The sequence below is a fragment of the Paenarthrobacter sp. NPDC091711 genome (assembly GCF_044756605.1).
Classification (GTDB): Bacteria; Actinomycetota; Actinomycetes; order Actinomycetales; family Micrococcaceae; genus Arthrobacter.
On the sequence record NZ_JBIVTF010000013.1, the window covers coordinates 50498 to 70248 of the forward strand.

16 protein-coding genes and 1 riboswitch are annotated in these 19751 nt (G+C 63.1%); of the genes, 8 read left to right on the forward strand and 8 right to left on the reverse strand.

Annotated elements, in window-relative coordinates; genetic code table 11:
* The first annotated feature begins 48 nt into the window (after positions 1-48).
* Positions 49-675, forward strand: coding sequence for an endonuclease domain-containing protein (locus ACIQH5_RS17455; protein ID WP_400405783.1), 627 nt, complete (start codon positions 49-51; stop codon positions 673-675).
* Here ACIQH5_RS17455 and ACIQH5_RS17460 read toward each other — a convergent pair.
* Complete coding sequence (locus tag ACIQH5_RS17460; RefSeq protein WP_024819844.1) at positions 614-1189, reverse strand: helix-turn-helix domain-containing protein; 576 nt, start codon at positions 1187-1189, stop codon at positions 614-616. The genes ACIQH5_RS17455 and ACIQH5_RS17460 overlap by 62 nt on opposite strands.
* 266 nt (positions 1190-1455) lie before the next feature.
* Here ACIQH5_RS17460 and ACIQH5_RS17465 point away from each other — a divergent pair, with 266 nt between their 5' ends.
* Together ACIQH5_RS17465 and ACIQH5_RS17470 are read left to right on the forward strand one after the other, a co-directional pair.
* On the forward strand, positions 1456-2991 hold the full coding sequence (locus ACIQH5_RS17465; protein WP_400405785.1) for a sodium:solute symporter: 1536 nt from the start codon (positions 1456-1458) through the stop codon (positions 2989-2991).
* A 185-nt stretch (positions 2992-3176) separates the two neighbouring features.
* Positions 3177-3296, forward strand: a riboswitch (SAM riboswitch).
* A gap of 16 nt (positions 3297-3312) precedes the next feature.
* A complete protein-coding gene (locus ACIQH5_RS17470) occupies positions 3313-3645 on the forward strand; it encodes a hypothetical protein (RefSeq protein WP_400405787.1) in 333 nt (110 codons plus the stop codon).
* Here ACIQH5_RS17470 and ACIQH5_RS17475 read toward each other — a convergent pair.
* The gene (locus tag ACIQH5_RS17475) at positions 3642-3833 is read right to left on the reverse strand and encodes a hypothetical protein (protein ID WP_400405789.1); all 192 of its coding nucleotides are present in this window, start codon (positions 3831-3833) and stop codon (positions 3642-3644) included. The genes ACIQH5_RS17470 and ACIQH5_RS17475 overlap by 4 nt on opposite strands.
* A gap of 266 nt (positions 3834-4099) precedes the next feature.
* On the opposite strand from ACIQH5_RS17475, the gene ACIQH5_RS17480 reads away from it, so the two are divergent.
* From ACIQH5_RS17480 to ACIQH5_RS17490, 3 genes are all read left to right on the forward strand, one after another.
* Entirely contained in the window at positions 4100-5266 is a 1167-nt protein-coding gene (locus ACIQH5_RS17480) for a VIT1/CCC1 transporter family protein (protein ID WP_400405914.1), read from the forward strand.
* A 158-nt stretch (positions 5267-5424) separates the two neighbouring features.
* Positions 5425-6261 carry a matrixin family metalloprotease gene (locus ACIQH5_RS17485; RefSeq protein ID WP_400405915.1) on the forward strand — a complete coding sequence of 279 codons (837 nt, stop codon included), beginning with the start codon at positions 5425-5427 and terminating at the stop codon, positions 6259-6261.
* Positions 6262-6381: 120 nt separating this feature from the next.
* Complete coding sequence (locus tag ACIQH5_RS17490; protein WP_400405791.1) at positions 6382-7317, forward strand: matrixin family metalloprotease; 936 nt, start codon at positions 6382-6384, stop codon at positions 7315-7317.
* 19 nt (positions 7318-7336) lie between these two features.
* On the opposite strand, the gene ACIQH5_RS17495 is transcribed toward ACIQH5_RS17490, so the two are convergent.
* Complete coding sequence (locus ACIQH5_RS17495) at positions 7337-8470, reverse strand: LOG family protein (RefSeq protein ID WP_400405793.1); 1134 nt, start codon at positions 8468-8470, stop codon at positions 7337-7339.
* A 76-nt stretch (positions 8471-8546) separates the two neighbouring features.
* Here ACIQH5_RS17495 and ACIQH5_RS17500 point away from each other — a divergent pair, with 76 nt between their 5' ends.
* Both ACIQH5_RS17500 and ACIQH5_RS17505 read left to right on the forward strand, forming a co-directional pair.
* Complete coding sequence (locus ACIQH5_RS17500) at positions 8547-9338, forward strand: gamma-glutamyl-gamma-aminobutyrate hydrolase family protein (RefSeq protein WP_400405796.1); 792 nt, start codon at positions 8547-8549, stop codon at positions 9336-9338.
* Between the two features lie 137 nt (positions 9339-9475).
* Positions 9476-12409, forward strand: coding sequence for a chitobiase/beta-hexosaminidase C-terminal domain-containing protein (locus ACIQH5_RS17505; protein ID WP_400405799.1), 2934 nt, complete (start codon positions 9476-9478; stop codon positions 12407-12409).
* A 137-nt stretch (positions 12410-12546) separates the two neighbouring features.
* Here the strand turns inward: ACIQH5_RS17505 and sucD are convergent, their stop codons facing one another.
* The 5 genes from sucD to pcrA form a co-directional block, all read right to left on the reverse strand.
* Positions 12547-13449 (reverse strand): succinate--CoA ligase subunit alpha, encoded by a 903-nt coding sequence (gene sucD, locus ACIQH5_RS17510; RefSeq protein WP_091465756.1) that lies wholly within the window; start codon positions 13447-13449, stop codon positions 12547-12549.
* A 12-nt stretch (positions 13450-13461) separates the two neighbouring features.
* A complete protein-coding gene (gene sucC / locus ACIQH5_RS17515) occupies positions 13462-14631 on the reverse strand; it encodes an ADP-forming succinate--CoA ligase subunit beta (RefSeq protein ID WP_062070670.1) in 1170 nt (389 codons plus the stop codon).
* A 273-nt stretch (positions 14632-14904) separates the two neighbouring features.
* Positions 14905-15594, reverse strand: coding sequence for a hypothetical protein (locus ACIQH5_RS17520; RefSeq protein WP_400405803.1), 690 nt, complete (start codon positions 15592-15594; stop codon positions 14905-14907).
* Between the two features lie 8 nt (positions 15595-15602).
* Positions 15603-17039, reverse strand: coding sequence for a putative Ig domain-containing protein (locus ACIQH5_RS17525; protein WP_400405806.1), 1437 nt, complete (start codon positions 17037-17039; stop codon positions 15603-15605).
* A 150-nt stretch (positions 17040-17189) separates the two neighbouring features.
* Positions 17190-19736 carry a DNA helicase PcrA gene (gene pcrA / locus ACIQH5_RS17530; RefSeq protein ID WP_400405808.1) on the reverse strand — a complete coding sequence of 849 codons (2547 nt, stop codon included), beginning with the start codon at positions 19734-19736 and terminating at the stop codon, positions 17190-17192.
* Positions 19737-19751 lie beyond the last annotated feature (15 nt).

Consider the following 19751-nt stretch of genomic DNA (forward strand, 5'->3'; position numbering starts at 1 on the left):
CACCCTGCCAGTGGCGGCGCTGGAGGACGTAGTGCTTCACGCGATGACATGCCTGGAACCCCCGGCACCACAGCCATGGCCACATCGGCCATTCGCCTGCACGGTGTGCCACTGGCACTGCTCAAGGAGCAGCTCCGCGGGGACAGATCCAGTCCGGTACTGACGGCACTCCATGAGCTCGATCTCCGTGCAGAGTCGATCGTTGAGGTCGACGCGCAGCACTTACTTCGCACACATGGAATCGCTTTCGAGGCGCAGGTAGCCGTACCTGGAATCGGTCGCGTGGACTTTCTTCTCGAAGAATTCCTCATCGTTGAAGTGGATGGCTTCGCGTTTCACTCCAACAGAAAGGCTCTGCGGAACGACTTGGCACGAAACAACGCCTCTACCGTCAACGGCTATTCCGTCCTGAGGTACCCGCCGGAGGTGATTTGGTTCGAGCCGGAGAGGGTGATTGCGGAGATTCAGGCGGTTCTCGCGTTGCGTCGCGACGCTCCCGCCCAGTTGGTGGGCAACCTTGCACCTCTGAGCCCCGGGTTTCCAGGGTTCAACCCACTCCCCCGGATCCAAACCGAGAGGTACCCGGGAGGGAGCGCAGCGGGTGGCGCCAAAGCTAGCGGCTGGCTGCCGGCACCAGTACCCACAACACCTCGACGGTTTCATCCGTGGGGTTGATCCAGGTGTGGGGTTCACGGCCCGGGAAGGAGAGCGTGTCCCCTTCTTCGAGGTCGTACTCCTCGTTGGTCAGAATGAGCTTGATCCGGCCCTTGACCACATGGAGTACATCTACGTCGCAGTCCACGGCGTAGAGCTCATTTTCTCCGCGGCCACGTGGCTCGATGGTTGCCTGCAGGATCTGGAGGCGACGCTCGGAGCGGGCGGTCAACAAGCGCTCCACAATGCCCTGGCCACCCAGGGAGATGCGGGGGCCGTCATCGCGCTTGGTTAGGTGAGTCTCCGGCGCCGCGAACAAATCGCCCACGGACACGGACAACACTTGGCACAGAGTCACCAAGGAAGCGACCGACGGCGATGTCAGGTCCCGCTCCACACGGCTGAGGAAGCCCTTGGTCAGTCCGGTGGCGTCCGCCACTTGCTCAATAGTGAGGCGCTGCGCTTGCCGGGCTGCGCGGATTCTGGAACCGATGGCAACTGGAACATTGCTCGGTTCAACGGGTAGAGCCTTCATTCACGAACCTTTCAGGCCTGTCATGTGGCCCTGTCATTGGAGCAATAGTAGCCGGGAGACAGGCCAAGAACGCCAGAATACGCGGAAGCATGACCAAAGGATCTTGACTGTTACTCCCATCACAACATATCCTCATAGGCAACAAGTGTTGTCTGTGAGGCACACAACACCTCCTCAATCTCCAATCGTCAGCACAGAGACTTCGTCGCTTCGCAGGAGTATCGTCGAAAACCCCAACCTCTGTGCATCAGCTCCAAGGACCGTTCATGGAATCATCGGCTATAAACATCGCAATCGTGGTGGTGTACCTGCTCGCCATGCTGGCATTCGGCTGGTGGGGCAAGTCCCGCACCAAGAACAACAGCGACTTCCTGGTGGCCGGCCGCCGCCTGGGACCCTTCCTTTACACCGGCACCATGGCTGCAGTGGTCCTTGGTGGCGCATCCACCGTGGGCGGCGTCGGCCTCGGCTACAAGTTCGGCATCTCTGGCATGTGGCTTGTGGTGGCAATCGGCTCAGGCGTGCTGCTGCTCAGCCTCCTGTTTGCCGGGACCATCCAGCGGCTGAAAATCTACACGGTCTCCCAAATGCTGAGCCTCCGCTACGGCAGCAAAGCCACGCAGACCTCCGGCATCGTCATGCTCGCCTACACGCTGATGCTGTGTGCCACGTCCACCGGCGCGTACGCCACCATCTTCGTGGTGCTGTTCGACTGGGAGCGTTGGCTGGCTATCGCCGTTGGCGGCGCGATCGTCCTTGTCTACTCGACCATTGGCGGCATGTGGTCCATCACGTTGGCCGACCAGGTCCAGTTCATCATCAAGACCGTGGGTATCTTCTTCCTGATGCTCCCGTTCGTCCTGAACGCAGCCGGCGGCATGGACGGCATCCGTGAGCGCCTCGACGCAAGCTTCTTCCAGATTGACGGCATCGGCATCCAGACCATCATCACGTACTTCGTGGTCTACACACTGGGTCTCCTGATCGGCCAGGACATCTGGCAGCGCGTCTTCACTGCCAAGACCCCCACCGTTGCCCGTTGGGGCGGCGCAACTGCCGGCGTTTACTGCATCCTTTACGGCATCGCCGGCGCCCTGATCGGCCTGGCCGCCCGCGTTGCCTTGCCGGACATTGACGTCGCCAACCTCGGCAAGGACGTGGTGTACGCAGAGGTCGCAACCCACATCCTGCCTGTCGGCATCGGCGGCCTGGTCATGGCTGCAGCTGTTGCAGCAATGATGTCCACGGCTTCCGGCGCCCTGATCGCCGCGGCAACGGTGGCCCGCGCCGACGTCGTCCCGTTCGTGGCCAGCTGGTTCGGCAAGACCATCAACACTGATGACACCGAAAACCCCGAGCACGACGTCAAGGCCAACCGCTACTGGGTCCTGGGACTCGGCATCGTTGCCGTGCTGATCTCCATGGCAGCGCAGGACGTGGTGGTTGCCCTGACCATCGCCTACGACATCCTGGTGGGTGGCCTCCTGGTAGCCATTCTCGGCGGCCTCGTGTGGAAGCGCGGAACCGGAATCGCCGCGGCGTGGTCCATGGCCATCGGGTCGGTCCTGACCCTCGCGTTGCTGATCCTCTTCGCCGTAGGAGCGATCCCGAGCGCGGACGGCGTCTACGCCAACGAGCCGATCTACTTCGGCCTGGCAGCCTCGTTCGTCGCCTACGTAGTGATTTCGCTGCTCACCCCGCCCACCGATCCCGCGGTTCGCGAGGCCTGGGACAAGCGAGTGGCTGGTGCCGTCTCGGAAGAGCTTCCTCCTGAGGCCCACCCGGTCAGCAGCCACAAGTAAAAAGAGACAAGTACGACGGCGGCGCCTCCCCTTTCCGGGGTGGCGCCGCCGTTGTTTTGTCCCCAGGAGAAACGTCCACCCGGCAGGTGCGTTGCGGGGCCCACTCTGCGCCCCAAAACCCCACCCAAACACGCACACCAGGCCCCACAACGGGTATCCCTAGCAATGGGGTAGGGTGGTCCCAGCTTCAAGAGATGTGGCGCCAAGCTCCGACTTGCCACGCACCAACCCCATGTTCACGGGTGGTTCGGATGAGGAAGCGGCCCGTCCCGGACCAGAGACAACCGAGCGGGCAAGAGCACTCCACCAAGGAGCAGTCCCTTGCCGTACCAAGGCGATATCACCCCGGCAGCAGCCAGCACCCCAGCAATTGTGAGCACCCCAGACACAACAGCCACCACCACGGTCGCGGTGATTCCCGCCGTCGACCTCTTCCTGGGCACGGTGACCATCCTGGCCGGGAACGGCGCCACGGCCCGAACCGGGCGCTTCGGGCATCCCCACCCGCAATTGATCGCGCAGGCGTTGGCCCACGCGGTCCGGCCAACGCGTTGGTGTGAAGTGTCAAGGACGCTAACGGTGACTGTCGCCGCGGCGGGCCGGCGCGGCGGTGTGCAGCGGCACTTCACACTTAGCCACGAAGATCCGGCCTAGCTTTCCTCGTCCTCCGCACGGAACTCTTCGGTTTCGTCGATGGGGACCACGCGTTCGTCGTCGTCGGGGGCGTCTACTTCCTCAACCCAGGGCTGGTCCACTTCCTGGTCCTCGGCGTAGTCGTAGGCGGGGTCGGACTCAATGGTGGTCCGTTCCTGGTAGTTGGCGTGTGATTCGGTGGTGTTCATGGTGCAACCTCCGTCTCGTGGGCCGGTGTTCACGGGCCGGCTCAGCCCGTTGACCCGAATGCAGGAATCCAGGAGTGGGAGGACCCCAATCCCCTGTCCTTCCATCTGAGCACCGGCATAGGCAAGGGTCAAGGAGCGCCGAAAATTACGGTGCACCGAACATTCCGGTTAAGGAATACCAGCCAAAAATCCGCGCGGATAAGCGGTAGTGTGGGGCGTGCAATGGGGCCGCACCTACCCCACCCAGCACAGGAGACAAAGTGCAGATGCACCAGGAATCCCATAGTTCGTCGAGCCCCGCTCCGGACCCCACCCCCGAATCAGCAGCCGCCGAAAACACTGGTACCCAACCCCCGCCGCCGTCGCACGCGGACATCCGCCGCTGGCGCCAGTACCTGGCTGACGAGCGTGCCGAGGCCGCCGTGTACCGCGAACTTGCCCAGCGGCGTGACGGTGAGGAACGCCAAATTCTGCTCGCCTTGGCCGAAGCCGAAGGCCGGCACGAGGCCCACTGGCTCAAGCTCCTTGGTGAGCACGCCGGAATGCCCAAAGCAGCATCCACCCGAAGCCAGTTCCTGGGATTCCTTGCCCGTAACTTCGGCTCCGTCTTTGTGCTTGCCTTGGCCCAGCGTGCCGAAGGCCGTTCCCCCTATGGCACGGAGCCTGCAGCAACACCTGCCATGGTGGCCGATGAACAAATTCACGAAGAAGTAGTCCGGGGCCTGGCCACGCGTGGGCGCAACAGGCTCTCCGGGACATTCCGCGCCGCCGTTTTTGGCGCCAACGACGGCCTGGTCAGCAACCTTTCGTTGGTGATGGGCATGGCAGCAACCGGTGTGCCCAGCCCCGTGGTCCTGATGAGTGGCGTGGCAGGTTTGTTGGCCGGTGCACTGTCCATGGGCGCGGGCGAGTACGTTTCGGTCCGCTCCCAGCGGGAACTCCTTAACGCCACGTTGCCCACGCAGGCAACCTTGACGGCCGCGCCGTCGTTGGACATCGAACACAACGAGCTGGTCCTGGTGTACCTGGCCAGGGGCATGACCCACGAGGCCGCGGAACACCGCGCCGCCGAGCGTATGGGATTGTTCAGCTGCGACTGCGATCCGAGCCTGTCCTTGCAGCCTGAAAAACCGCCCGCGGATGAGCACGAATCCGTTGGCTCGGCGTGGGGCGCTGCGCTGTCCAGCTTCTGCTTCTTCGCCTCGGGCGCCATCGTGCCCATCCTCCCGTTCATCTTCGGAATGACGGGCATTGCGGCCTTGATGGTGGCCGGGGTTTTGGTGGGCCTGGCGCTCCTGGCCACCGGCGCCGTGGTCGGCTTGCTGTCCGGAACGTCACCGTTGAGCCGCGGGCTGCGGCAGCTGGCCATTGGCTTGGGAGCGGCCGCCGCCACCTATGGACTGGGCCTGGTGTTCGGAGCAACCATCATTTAAGTTTGGACTGCCCATAAGTTTGGACGGCTCGGGCCGCAGACCGTAATGTGGGTTCGTCCTCCTCGCTGCCCCGCGTGACCAGGGCATCAGGAATGGAGAACCGTGGACCGGAGCGGGAAACAACGCGCGCGCCAAAACACCGGCGCAGTGGCGCAGTGGTGCGGGTTCTCCGCGGCGTCCTCATGGCCGCAATTGCCGCCGTCGTGGCTGTTCTGGTGAGTGGGTACCTGCAGGGCGATCCCCGCATTACCGCCCTGTTCCCGGGCCTGAGCATTCCGGGCGCCCCGCAGAACGCGCCCGGTGTTGCCGAAACACCGCGTGACCCGAAGACGCCGCCGCCAGGACTTGAGGAGGCGGACGCCCCACTGGCCTCGCCGTCAGCGCCCGGCACCACCAACGATTCGTATAAGTTCCTGGCCACCAACGACGACGGCACGCCGGTAGGTTATTCGCCGTGCCGTCCGCTTCATTACGTCGTCAACAATGCCACCGCACCCGCTGGTTCCGATGATTTGCTGGCCACCGCCTTGGCTAATATCTCAGCAGCGTCCGGCATTCAGTTCATCAACGACGGCACCACGGACGAGCTGCCCGTTGACCGACGCGAGCCATATCAGCCTTCCAAATACGGCGACCGGTGGGCTCCCCTGCTGATCTCCTGGACCACGCCCGTGGAAGCCCCTGCGCTGGCCGACAACGTCATAGGGACCGGCGGCAGCACCATGTACTCCCTCAACAAGGGTCCCAAAAGCTACATCACCGGGAGCCTGGAGCTCGATACGCCGCAGGTAGCGGAACTCCTTGCCAGTCCAGGCGGGGCCGATTACGTCCTGGCCGTCATGCAACACGAGCTGGGGCACGTGATGGGTTTGGATCATGTGGATGATCCGATCCAACTGATGTACCCGGAAATCGGAGCTCCGGACGGACTCGCGGCGGGCGACCTGAATGGCCTGCATCTTCTTGCCTCGGCGCCCTGCCGCAAGGACATCTAGGCGCCTTTCGCTGATGGAGCAGCTCCGCCATGGACTCCCGGCGGAGCGGGACTTATGCTGGCCAATACGGCCGACGGCGGCGCCCCACCTCCCGTCGCAGCCTTCACGTCAGGGGGTTCCATGGAACCTTACGGGTCGCCCAAGTGGCCGGACCCCGATCCCGCTCGCCCTCACTACCTCCCGCATTCCCAACGCCCGCCGGAGCCTCCCCCGGTCAGGCCGCCGATCAAGCACAGCAGCGTTGTGGCCATCATGTTCCTTTTCGGCGTTCTCGCGCTGGTGTGCGCGGGAGCCTACTTCAGCGGCGAACTCCGGCCGTTGCTGTATGGCTCGTCCTCTTCACAAAGCCAAGCACCCGGTCCCGGGCTGGTTCCGTTCGGCCAGCGCCAGGACCCTGTACCGGGGCTGGAGGAAGCGGACGCGCCGCTCGGGACGCCGGCACCACTGAACCGCACCAGTTCCTCGTACAAATTCCTGGCCCTCAAGGAAGACGGAACCCCGCTGACCTACTCACCGTGCAGGCCCATCCATTACGTGGTGAACTCGGACCTCGCGCCGGCCTCCTGGCAGCCCTTGGTGGAAGAGGCCGTGGAACAGGCCGGAGCAGCCACGGGATTGAGGTTCATCTACGACGGCCCGAGTTCCGAGGTTCCCTCCCCCACCCGGTCCGGATACCAGCCCGAAAGGTACGGGGACCGTTGGGCCCCTGTCCTCATTGCGTGGAGCACCCCTGAGCAGGTGCCACGCCTGACCGGGCAGACCGTGGGCCTTGGCGGTAGTTCCTCCGTTGGCCTCAGCAACGGCTACAAAGCCTATGTCACCGGGACGGTGTCCTTGGATGCTCCACAGTTCGCTGAGATCGTGAACGCCCCCAGCGGAGAGGAAATCGGCATAGCTGTGATCATGCACGAGCTCGGGCACCTCCTGGGCCTGGACCATGTGGACGATCCCCGGCAGCTCATGTTCGATCAAGCTTCCTGGGTGCGCGGATACGCTGCCGGCGACCTCACCGGATTGGCCCAGCTGGGCACGGGTCCTTGCAGCAAGGACTTCTGAGGTCTTAGCCGGCAACCACCTATCCCGCAATCACTGCGAGCGCATCCTTCACGGTGTCAACCAGGAAGATCTTCTCCGCCATCGGCTTTCCGGCTGCGAGGCTCTGCAGCATGGACCAGGCAGGGAAAGTCCGTTCCCAGTGTTCGCGTCCCACCAGCACCATGGGCGTGATGGTCTCCGGGGCCCCGTAGTAGTTCTCGCAGGCATCCTGGAAGATCTCCTGCACTGTTCCCGCCGCACCCGGGAGGAACACGATCCCGCCGGTACAAAGCTCCAGGAGGATGGCTTCCCGCACGGCGTTGGCGAAGTACTTGGCGATGTGGGTGGCGAACAGGTTGGGCGGCTCGTGGCCGTAAAACCAGGTGGGAATACCGAGGGTCGGGGTACCGTCCGGATAACGTTCGACGACGGCGGCTGCTCGCCGCGCCCAGGCCGTCACCGAGGGCCTGAACCCCGGCACCGCGGCGAGCGCCTCAAGCGCGGCAGTAGCGTCGGCGTCGGGCAGTCCGCTCAAGTAGGCCCCAAGGTTGGCCGCTTCCATGGCGCCGGGACCCCCGCCCGTGGCGACCGTAAAGCCTGCCCGGGCCAGCAAGCGTCCCAGCAGCGCGGCGTCGGCGAATTCCTTGGTGCCCCGCTGTGCTGCGTGCCCGCCCATCACCCCCACCAGTTTGTTGCCGAAAAGTGCGCCCTGCTCCAGCAATTCGTCAAGGGCATCGCCGATTGCATGATCGTGAAGGGCTGCAGCGAGTGTGGCGTCCAGGCTGCCCCGCTGCCCGGGCAGGATGCTCCATTGGTAGACGCGGGCGTCGAGGGTGGATTCGTATTCTGTGGAGGAAATGTCCGGGTACAGTTCCTCGGCGGTGTACACACCGCTTCGGTAGGGGTTGAACGGCACATTGTGAAGTTTGGGGAAAATGAGCGCTCCCCGCCGTCGGAGGCTTTCCTCCACCCCGGCGTCGAAGGTGCAGCCCAGGAAGATTGCTCCTGCGGGGTCCAGGGCTTTGAGGTCCCGTGAGTGGCCCCGCAGGTCCAACGACTGCGCGTGCCATCCGTGCATGGAGCCGGCACCAGCGGTGACCAGATGGCGGAAGTGGGCGACGCTTTCCACCTCGAGCGTTCGCGGACTCGGGCTCAAAGCTCCGGAGCGATTCATGTTTTCAGCGTAGTGGTGCGTCGGCCCCGCGTCCGGGTGTTTGGGTGCGCGGCAGCAGCACGGTGCATCATGAAGGATGAAGAGTTCAGAAGTTGTTCGTCCGCGTATCGGCGTTCCGGTACGTCTGAGCAGTTCTGACACACCTGATTCCCGCGTGGGTGAAGCCAACCGGCTCTTTACCTGCATCGTGGACCTGTTGCGTGAGGCCGGGGCACAACCGGTGCTGCTGACTCCGGTTTCCGCTGACAGCGCCGGACGGTTGGCCGTCGAGATGCAAACGCTCGACGGCGTGCTGCTGCCGGGAGGCGGCGACATCAACCCACGCCTCTATGGGCAGGACCCTGACGAGTCCCTTTACGATGTGAACCCTGAGCAGGACCACCTGGACATGGACGTTGCCCGGGCAACCATCGACGCCGGCCTGCCGCTGTTGGGCGTCTGCCGCGGCCACCAACTGCTGAACGTACTCTACGGCGGGACGCTGATCCAGGACATGGCGCCGTCGGCAGTGAATCACAGCGGCTTGAATCCGCACCATCCCGAGGCCGGCGAGTGGGCTTGGCATGACGTGGTCCTGACGCCTGGCTCGAAGACTGCAGGGCTGTACAGATCCCCCGAGGGGAGCACCATCAAGATCGCTTCCGGACACCACCAGGCCGTTTCCCGGGTAGGTGAAGGCCTCTTGGTCACTGCCATCGCGGACGATGGAACCGTGGAAGCCCTGGAAGACCCTTCCCGGTGGGTAGTGTCGGTTCAATGGCATCCGGAGGCCTCCCAGTTGCCCGACGCCGAGCGTTTGCTGGCCTTCAAGGAATTCGTGGATGTTTGCCGGAACCCTACCCACGGTCCTCCCGAGGGAGTACAGTAGCGCTCACTGCATCGCCTTCGCTCCGCTAAAAGTCGGAGGATAGTCGGAGCAGTAAATAACTTAATTCGACATGACGTCCTGGGGGCGTCGTAAATTCGCCGGCTGGGGGGCCCAACATCTGCTCGAGGAGCATAGTTGTGGACCGTCCAAAATACGTTCGTCGTCATACTTTTCGTGATTCCCGCTCACCCCTCTCCAGCACTCTTTCCTTCTCCAAACGCATCCTCGGCATATTTCTTGGATCCGTCCTGGCCGCAAGTGGGCTGGTAGTTTCTTCAGCAGTACCCGCAGTGGCCGCTGTTCCGCCGTGCGCAGGGACGGGCGGAGCGATGCAGATCGTGGCCCATACCGATGACGATCTCCTCTTTCTGAGCCCCGACTTCATGAGGGACATCCAAGCCAAACGCTGCGTCCAGACCGTGTTCACCACGGCCGGCGAGGCAGGCGAGGGAGCGTCGTATTGGAGGGGTCTTGAAGCAGGTATCCGGGCCAGCTATTCAAAAATGGCGGGTGTGGCGGACTCGTGGACAACCTCGGACGCCGGTGTGCCCAACCGTCCGCTGACCCTGCAGACGCTCAATGGAGCGCCGAACATTTCCGTCGTCTTCATGCGGCTCCCGGACGGTTTCCCGAACGGCGCCGGCAGCACAGCGTATAACGGCCAAAGCATCCTGAAGCTCTGGGACGGAAGGCTTTCCTCCATCCGGCCAGTGGACAATGCGGCCACGTTCAGCAAGGCGCAGTTCCAGACCGCCCTGAATCGCCTGGTGGCCAACTTCCAGCCCACCACCTTCCGCACCCAGGACTGGACGGGAAACTTCAACAGCCCCTATGACCACAGCGACCATTGGGCAACGGCCAAGTTCGCGCAGCTCGCCACACGCAGTTACACCGGCCCCCACACGTCCCTGGCTTACGACGCGTATGTCATCGACGAGTACGCCCAGAACGTGACGGGTGCCGAACTCACTGCGAAGGTAGACACCTTTGTGCGGTTCGCCGACTTCGACATGTATATCTGCAGCAGCCCGGGCGAAGGATGCCCTGATTCGCCCTATGACGAATGGCTCAAGCGGCAGTACATCACCGCCATAGAGTGGACTGGCAACGCCGTGAAGTCGGCCGGCACCACCGTGACTGCGTCCTCCCAAAAGGCGGCAGCCCAGAGCCCGGAGAAAGCCCGCGATGGTTACGCCTGGGGTGCCCCGATGGACGCGTCGCGTGAATGGGTCACGGCTGCTGAAAAGGCTGGAAGCTGGATCCAATACAATTTCTCGCCCACAAAGACCATCTCCGCAGTCACCCTGGCAGACCGGCCGGTGCTCACTGACCAGGTCACAGGTGGAAACTTGTTGTTCTCGGACGGAAGTACTGTTCCTGTCCCCGCGCTTCCCAACAACGGGTCCGGACTCACCATCAACTTCCCCGCCAAGACTGTCAGCTCGGTCCGCTTCAATATCAGCTCCGTCAGCTCCAGCACCACCAACGCCGGGTTGGCTGAGTTTGAAGCGTACCTCGGAACAGACAACGTGGCCCCGGTAGTCACCGCGGCGCCTGGAGGCGGTACATACGCCCCGGGACAGAGCATCACCCTCACCGCCAATGAGACCTCGACGATCTACTACACCACCGATGGCAGTACCCCCACCACGGCCAGCAGCAAGTACACTGCACCGCTGACCCTGAACGGGGCCCTGACCCTCAAGTATTTCGCCGTGGACAGCACGAACAACTCATCCGCCGTCGTCACGCAGACGTACTCCACGGGTCCGGATGTGACCAAGCCAGTAGTGACGGCCAACCCACTCAGTGGAGCATACGCACCCGGAACCAACATCACATTGTCCGCCAATGAACCCGCTGAAATCCGCTACACCACGGATGGCACCGATCCACTCACGGCCGGTCTTCTTTACAGCACGGCCATACCCTTCAACGGTCCGGGCTCCATGACGTTGAAGTATTTCGCGAAGGATACGGCCGGGAATACGTCCGACGTAGCAACGCAAACGTACACAGTACCGCCGGACACCACCGCCCCGACCGTCACAGCCAACCCCACCGGACGGGCCCTGGCCAGCGGCGCCACCATCGCACTGTCCGTCAACGAGCCCGGTGCCATCTACTACACCACCAACGGCAGCACACCCACGGCCACGGAGTCAGCCGCCAACATCAAGTACAACTCCGCGAACCCGATCATCATGGGCAGCACTGCCCTGGTACTGAAGTACATCGGCGTAGATACTGCGGGCAACACCTCCGCCGTGGGCACCCAGACGTACACCGTGCCCGCAGCCGGACCGCCGTCGGCCCATGACTTCAACGGTGACGGCAAAGCCGATGTCCTGGCCTCCGACACCGCCGGCAACCTGTACCTATACCCGGGCGACGGTGCCGGTGGCCTCCTGACACGGCAGGTAGCCTTGGCGGCTCCGGCGTGGTCCACCGTCAATGAAACCATCACTCCCGGTGACTTCAACAAGGATGGCAAACCGGACCTGCTGGCCCGCGCCGGGGACATCGTGTGGTTCTACCCGGGCGACGGTGCAGGAAGCTTCGGGTCCCGGGTACAGGTCAGCACTGGATGGAGCACCATGAGCCAGCTGTTCTCCCCCGGCGACTTCAGCGGCGATGGCATCCCCGATTTCATCGGCCGCCGAAGCAACGGCGAACTGCGGCTGTATGAAGGCAACGGGACAGGCGGTCAGCGGACACCCACCACCATTGGAACCGGCTGGAACATTATGAATGCAATCTTCAGCACGGGGGACTTTAATGGAGATGGAAAGGCAGACGTGCTGGCGCGACGCTCGGACACAGGTGCCCTCTGGCTCTACCCCGGAAATGGGACCCGCGGATGGCTCCAGTGGACGCAGATCTCCACGGGCTGGGACAACCGAACATCGATAGCCGGGCCCCGCGACCTCAACGGCGATGGCAGCAACGACGTCATAGGCCGCATCGGCGACACCCTGTGGCTGTACCCGGGCACAGGCAGCGGAGCGTTCAGCACCGCACCACCCATCAGCCTCGGCACCGGTTGGCAGGCGTTGAAGATCATCGCCTAGCCGACCCCATGGACCTGGCGCGGGTCGGAGTTTTCCCCCAGACTCTTCGGCTCGCGTCAGCTGCTTAAAGAACGACGACGGCCCGGTGCCTTCCGTGGGGAAGGCACCGGGCCGTCGTCGTGAGTTAGCTGTGAAAGCTAGAGCGTTGCGTAAACTTCGCGCAGCAGCTTGGCGGTTTCGGACGGCGTCTTGCCGACCTTCACGCCTGCGGCTTCGAGAGCTTCCTTCTTGGCCTGGGCCGTACCCGCGGAGCCGGAGACGATGGCGCCGGCGTGGCCCATGGTCTTGCCCTCGGGAGCGGTGAAGCCGGCAACGTAGCCAACAACCGGCTTGGTGACGTTGGCCTTGATGAAGTCGGCTGCGCGCTCTTCAGCGTCGCCACCGATTTCACCGATCATGACGATTGCCTTGGTCTCGGGGTCAGCTTCGAACGCAGCCAGGGCGTCGATGTGCGTGGTACCGATGACGGGGTCGCCACCAATGCCGATCGCCGTGGAGAAGCCGAGGTCGCGGAGTTCGTACATCATCTGGTAGGTCAAGGTACCGGACTTGGACACCAGGCCGATGGGGCCCTTGCCCGTGATGTTCGCCGGGGTGATGCCAACCAGGGCTTCGCCGGGGGTGATGATGCCGGGGCAGTTCGGTCCGATGATGCGGGTGATCTGCTTGCCGTCAGCGTCCACCTTGGACTGGGCGAGTGCCCAGAACTCAGCGGAGTCCTGAACCGGAACGCCTTCGGTGATGACTACAACGAGGCCGATTCCGGCTTCGATGGCTTCAACAACGGCGTCCTTGGTGAATGCCGGCGGAACGAAGACGATGGAGACGTCGGCGCCAGTTTCAGCGATGGCTTCCTTGACGGTGCCGAAGACGTTGATTTCCTTGTCGCCGTGCAGAACCGTGGTGCCGGCTTTGCGGGCGTTGACGCCACCAACAATGTTGGTGCCGGCCTTGAGCATGAGGGCGGTGTGCTTGGTGCCCTCGCCGCCGGTGATGCCCTGAACGATGACTTTGGAGTCCTTGTTGAGGTAGATAGACATTGTCGCGTCCCTTTACTTAGCTGCGTTGGCGAGCTCGGCGGCCTTGTCGGCGCCCTCGTCCATGGTGGCGGCCAGGGTAACCAGCGGGTGGTTGGCCTCGGTCAGGATGCGGCGGCCTTCCTCAACGTTGTTGCCGTCGAGGCGAACTACCAGCGGCTTGTTCGCGGAGGAACCGAGCTCAGCCAGTGCACCTACGATGCCCTTGGCAACAGCGTCACACGCGGTGATGCCACCGAAGACGTTCACGAACACGCTCTTGACCTGGGAGTCGCCCAGGATGACGTCGAGGCCGTTGGCCATGACCTCGGCGGAAGCTCCACCGCCGATGTCCAGGAAGTTGGCGGGCTTCACGTTGCCGTGGTTCTCTCCGGCGTAAGCAACGACGTCGAGGGTGGACATCACAAGACCGGCGCCGTTGCCGATGATGCCTACTTCGCCGTCCAGCTTGACGTAGTTGAGGTCCTGGGCCTTGGCCTTGGCCTCCAACGGGTCAGCTGCATCCTTGTCTTCCAGCGTGGAGTGGTGCACGTGGCGGAAGTCAGCGTTCTCATCCAGGGAAACCTTGCCGTCGAGGGCAACGATCTCGCCTGCGCCGGTGCGGACCAGCGGGTTGACCTCAACCAGGGTTGCGTCTTCCTTCTTGAAGACATCCCAGAGCTTCAGAATGACGTCGGCCACTTTGCCGCGCAGTTCTTCAGCAAAACCTGCAGCTGCGACGATCTCGTCAGCCTTGGCCTGGTCGATGCCCACAGCGGGGTCGATGGCGATCTTGGCCAGGGCCTCGGGACGCTCCACGGCAAGCTGTTCGATTTCCATGCCACCCTCTACCGAGCACATGGCCAGGTAGTTGCGGTTGGCGCGGTCCAAAAGGACCGAGAAGTAGAATTCCTCGGCGATGTCAGCACCCTGGGCGATCATCACCTTGTTGACGGTGTGGCCCTTGATGTCCATGCCCAGGATGTTGGTGGAGTGCTCAAGTGCCTCTTCGGCAGTCTTGGCAACCTTGACGCCGCCAGCCTTGCCGCGGCCACCAACCTTAACCTGTGCCTTGACGACAGTTACGCCGCCGATCTTCTCGGCAGCTGCCTTTGCTTCTTCAGGAGTGTGCGCCACGATGCCGGCGAGCACGGGTACACCGTGCGCCTCGAACATATCGCGCGCCTGATATTCAAACAGGTCCACGGTTTAGTGTCCTTCTACGTCGAAGTAGTTTTCTGTTCAGCCGGGAACCGCGATGACCGCGATAGCCAGCTGCGGAGAGTACGCGGTAACAACCAGGATTGAAGCCGGTCACATTGCGTAAGGTCCTCTCGGAACTTTAGCCCTTTGAGGAGTCCCGCCAGCTACACACTACCTGTTAAGTGAGTAACCTTACACTTCTATCGGCTGTAGAAAACCCGCAGAATGACGCGGTTTTTGGGCTGTTCACCGGCTGTCCGGCGGCGATCACGACGCTTACTTAAGGTTCCCTGCCACCGTTTTGCCGCCGTCGGAAATCAACTGGTATCCCTCGCGGCTCACGAAGAATGCCACGCCACCGGACACATTTCCGCAAGCAACGCCGCCGTTATATGCCGAACACCGAAGACCATTGCGCTCTATGTTCTGACCTTCTGCCAGCTCACGCAGCTTGGAGATGGGACCCTCACGGCTTCCCTTCGGCCCGAACTCCGACTCCATTTGTGTTACGCCGGAACGACATGAGCCGTAGACGGCCTTCTCCGGAGTCAGGAGGGCTGTCCCGCCCAGGTATCCGAGACCGATTCCCGCGCAGTCGTCAGCGATGTCGTCCGGTTCCGGTGCGGCGTACTTCGCCAATTCACAATGGGCCACCGGGACAACAGCGAACTTGTTGTTGGCGGCGTCCGAGTAGGAGTTGGCCTCATAGGGCAGATTCAGATGACCGCCCCGGGAGGAAGTCAGGGCGCACACAATGTTTTTATCAGCCGTGACGAACGCGGTCACTTCCTCGCCCGCGGACAGAGTGGTCTGCTCGGTGACGGGAACCTGTTGCAGCTGTTCCAGCGGCGCCAACGGTGCAGGCGGAACATAGTCCGGATCCTCGGTGGCGAACGAGCACCCCGAGGCCACCAGCAGCAGCAAGGCGGCAAGAATTCCCATTATCGTCCGTCGCATGCCCCCCATTATCCCGGTCAGGCGCTGCTCCGCCCGCCCCTGTGCCGCCGGCCGCCCGCTGCGGCCGCCACGAATCCCAATGTCAGGAGCCCCGCGATGGACCACAAGGTAATGGTGAGCCTTCCGGATTGCACGCCGGTGGCCGCCAGTTCGACGTCGGTAAGTCCAGCGCCCGACGACGACTCAATGGTCCCAGCGGGAAGCACCGCTGTTGGAGGTGCTGGAGGTGCCGCATCTACGGGCGGGTTCACCTCGATAGGCTGTTCCGTGTCCGGAGGCCGAGTTTCAAGAACGGTCACTGTGGTCCAGAAGATGTCCTGGGTCAGTGCATCCCCGTCGCGGACATAGACACGTATCCAAAATGAACCGGCCCGCGTTGGCGTGCCTGTGAGATACCCATGTGCGTCCATAAACAACCCGTCCGGCCCAGGGTCGCTCGAACTGAGGCCGCCGGCGAAGTGCCGTCGCGTGGCATAGCCGAAGACATAGGGAGCCACGCCGCCTGTGGCGGAGGCAATCTTTGCCGAGTACGGCTCCCCGAGCACTGCGGGTGGCACGGGATATCCTGCCGTCTCCATGCCCAGTTCGTGAACAATGATGCTGAAACTCTTATCTCTGAAGCCGTACCGGTCCTGGACCCGGAGCGTGAAATGGTAGGTACCTGCAGAGGTGGGTACGCTGTGAACCCTCTCTTGGGCCAAGCTCAGCCCGGGCGGGAGTTGCCCGGAGACCACTCCAACGGTGATGTTCTCACGATCGGACCCGGTGTAGCCGAGTGGAACCTCGTAATGCCTTCCCACCACTCCGTCAGGGAAGCCCGCGTAGCCGGGTGGCAACTCACCGTAAGCCGGGTACACCGAGGGTTCCCAGTAGGTAGCAACATCGACGTAAACGTACGCCTCCACCGTCTGCTGGGGTTGCGAGGAATCAGTCACCTTTACCGTCACCAAGGACCCTGAAGCCGTGGGGATGCCCGAGAACGTCAGAGTTGCCGGATCGAAAGACAATCCTTGGGGAAGATCTGTGGTTGACGCTGTGTAAGGTGCTGTCCCGCCCGTAATCGTCAACGATTCTTCGAAGCTTTTGCCGGAAAAGGCACGCAGATTGCCGGGTGCCACGGTGATGGGCTCTGCGGCCTGAGCCAAGGCATCGGGCCGAGGCGTTTCCGTCGGCAGCGTCGATTCTGACGGCTCCGGTTTGGGTTCGGACGCGGCCTCCGGCTCCGTCGCGGTGGCAGTCGGCGTTGGCACGACGGCGGGGAGTTCCGTGGTCGGCGGAGCTTCCGTCGGGGCCGGACTCGCGGAAGCACCGGGCTCAGTGGGAGGCGGGGACGCATCGGCATCCGCGACCCCGGCCGGGGCGAGCTGGAGCGTCAGAGCAGCGGCCAGGACTCCCGCCAGCGTCATCCTTACGGCCTTGCCGGCAAATCCGTATACCCCCACCATGGCGCCCATGCGCGTCCTTCCCCCACAGGAATGCAACTTTTCCGGCGCCGCACGGTTGGGGTCAGAGTCGCAGCGGCCCCAGCGCAACGCCCCGTCAGTCTAGGGGCGCCAAGCATTCATGGCAATAGCCCGTTCCGGCGAGGGCGCAGCCGGGAAAGTCTAGGCATCCAACTTGGTCAGGGGCGCGTACCGCAACAGCAGGCGCTTCTCGCCGATGTCGAACTTCACCTTCGCCACCGTCTTGTCCCCCGCGCCTTCGATGCCCACTACCACTCCGTTGCCGAAGCTGGTGTGGTTGACCTTGTCTCCCGCCACCACGGAAATGACTTCCTTTTGCGGCTGGACCCTGTTGCGTACGACGGCGGCGGGAACGTCGGCGTCGAACCCTGCGGTAGGACTGGCGGCAGCGCCGCGCGATGTGCCTGCACCCCAGAAGGAACCACCGTAGCGGTTGGAGCCGATGGGGGCGCTCCCCCACCCGCCAGCGGCCTGACGGCTCATTCCTTCGCGCTTCCACTCCACCAGTTCGGAGGGGATCTCTTCCAGGAACTGGCTTGCGGGGTTGTATTGGCTCTGGCCCCACATGCTGCGGACTTCCGAGCGTGTGACGTACAGGCGTTTGCGTGCCCGGGTGAGCCCCACGTAGGCCAGGCGTCGCTCTTCCGCGAGTTCCTTGGGATCCGTCGCTGAGCGCTGGTGCGGGAAGATGCCATGCTCCATGCCGGTGAGGAAGACCACCGGGAACTCCAAGCCCTTGGCGGTGTGCAACGTCATGAGTGTGACAACGCCCATCCGCTTGGCCTCAGCCACGGCGGCGTCGATGTCCGCACCCGGGGCATCGGGGATCTGGTCGGCGTCGGCCACCAGGGAGACCTGTTCCAAGAACTCCCCGAGGGAGCCGTCCGGGTTGTCGCGCTCGTACTCCCGGACCACTGCCACCAGTTCGGCCAGGTTCTCCACCCGGGATTCGTCCTGGGGGTCGTTGCTGGCGCGCAGGCCTGCCAGGTAACCAGTCTGTTCAAGGACGGCTTCCAGGGCAGCAGCGGCACCGGAGCCGGAAGCCACCTCGGCGAGGTCATCCAGCAGCTTCACGAAGCCCAGCACGGCGTTCACCGAACGCGTGGCCATACCCGGCGCTTGATCGGCACGGCGGGCAGCGGTCATGAAGGACGTACGCTCCCGCTCGGCCAAAGCGGCAACTGCCCCTTCGGCACGATCCCCGATCCCGCGTTTGGGTTCATTCAGCACCCGGCGGAGGTTGACGTCGTCGTCCGGATTCACCAGGACGCGAAGGTACGCCAGGGCGTCCTTGATTTCCTTGCGCTCATAAAAGCGCGTACCGCCTACCACTTTGTACGGCAAGCCCACCCGGACCAGGACGTCTTCAATGGAACGGGACTGGGCGTTGGTGCGGTAGAAGATGGCTACATCGCCCGGACGCAAGTTCTCTTCGTCCTGCAAACGGTCGATTTCCTTGGCGATGAACTGGGCTTCATCGTGCTCGTTCTCCCCCACGTAGCCGACGATTTTCTCGCCGTCGCCCTCCGCAGTCCACAAACGCTTTTCCTGGCGGTTCGGGTTCCGCGAAATCACCGAGTTGGCGGCGCTGAGAATGTTCTGCGTGGAGCGGTAATTCTGCTCGAGTTTGATGGTGCGGGCATTGGGGTAGTCGGCTTCGAATTCCACAATGTTGCGGATGTCCGCACCGCGGAAGGCATAAATGGACTGATCGGAATCGCCCACCACAGTCAGTTCGCTGGGTGCTACGTCCGTGGCCGTTCCCACACCCACGATTTCCCTGACCAGTGCGTACTGGGCGTGGTTGGTGTCCTGGTACTCATCAACCAAGACGTGCCGGAAGCGACGCCGGTAGGATTCCGCGAGCGCCGGGAAGGCCCGGAACATATAGACGGTCTCGGCGATGAGGTCATCGAAGTCCATCGCGTTGGCTTGCCGGAGACGCTGCGTGTAGCCCTTGAACACCTCGGCCACGGCTTGCTCAAAGGGGTCATTGTGGTTTGCCGAGGATACGTAGGAGTCGGCATCAATGAGTTCGTTCTTGAGCGCGGAAATCTTGTGCTGGATGGCCTTTGGCGCGAACTTCTTGGGATCGAGGTCCAGATTCTTGGCCACCAGCGTGATCAGGCGCAGTGAATCAGCGGAGTCGTAAATGGAGAAGTTGGAATTCAGGCCCACGTTGGCCGCTTCCCGGCGCAAGATACGCACGCAGGACGAGTGGAAGGTGGAGATCCACATGCCCTTGGCCCGGGGTCCCACCAAAGCTTCGATGCGTTCCCGCATTTCGGCCGCCGCTTTGTTGGTGAAGGTGATGGCCAGGATTTCACCGTGATGCGCACGCTTGGTGGCAATGAGGTAGCCGATCCTGTTACTGAGTACGCGGGTCTTGCCGGAGCCCGCGCCTGCAACAATCAGCAGGGGGCTTCCGGCGTGCTTCACGGCCTCTTCCTGCTGTGGATTCAGGCCTTGGAGCAGGGCGTCAGCAGTGGGCAACCCGTGGGCGCCGTGGTTGTCCCACCCTCCCTGGGAAGGCTGCCGGGGCGGGTTCCCAGACCCGCCGGTCCCCTCCTGAAGGCGGGGCCCGGTGGCTCCTCCGCCGGAAGGCGAAAGCTCCGGGGCAGCCTTGACTGCGGCTTTGGTGCCTGCTTTGAAGGGTCCGTCTGCGTAGGGGTCAAACAACATATCCATGGTGCCTACCAGTCT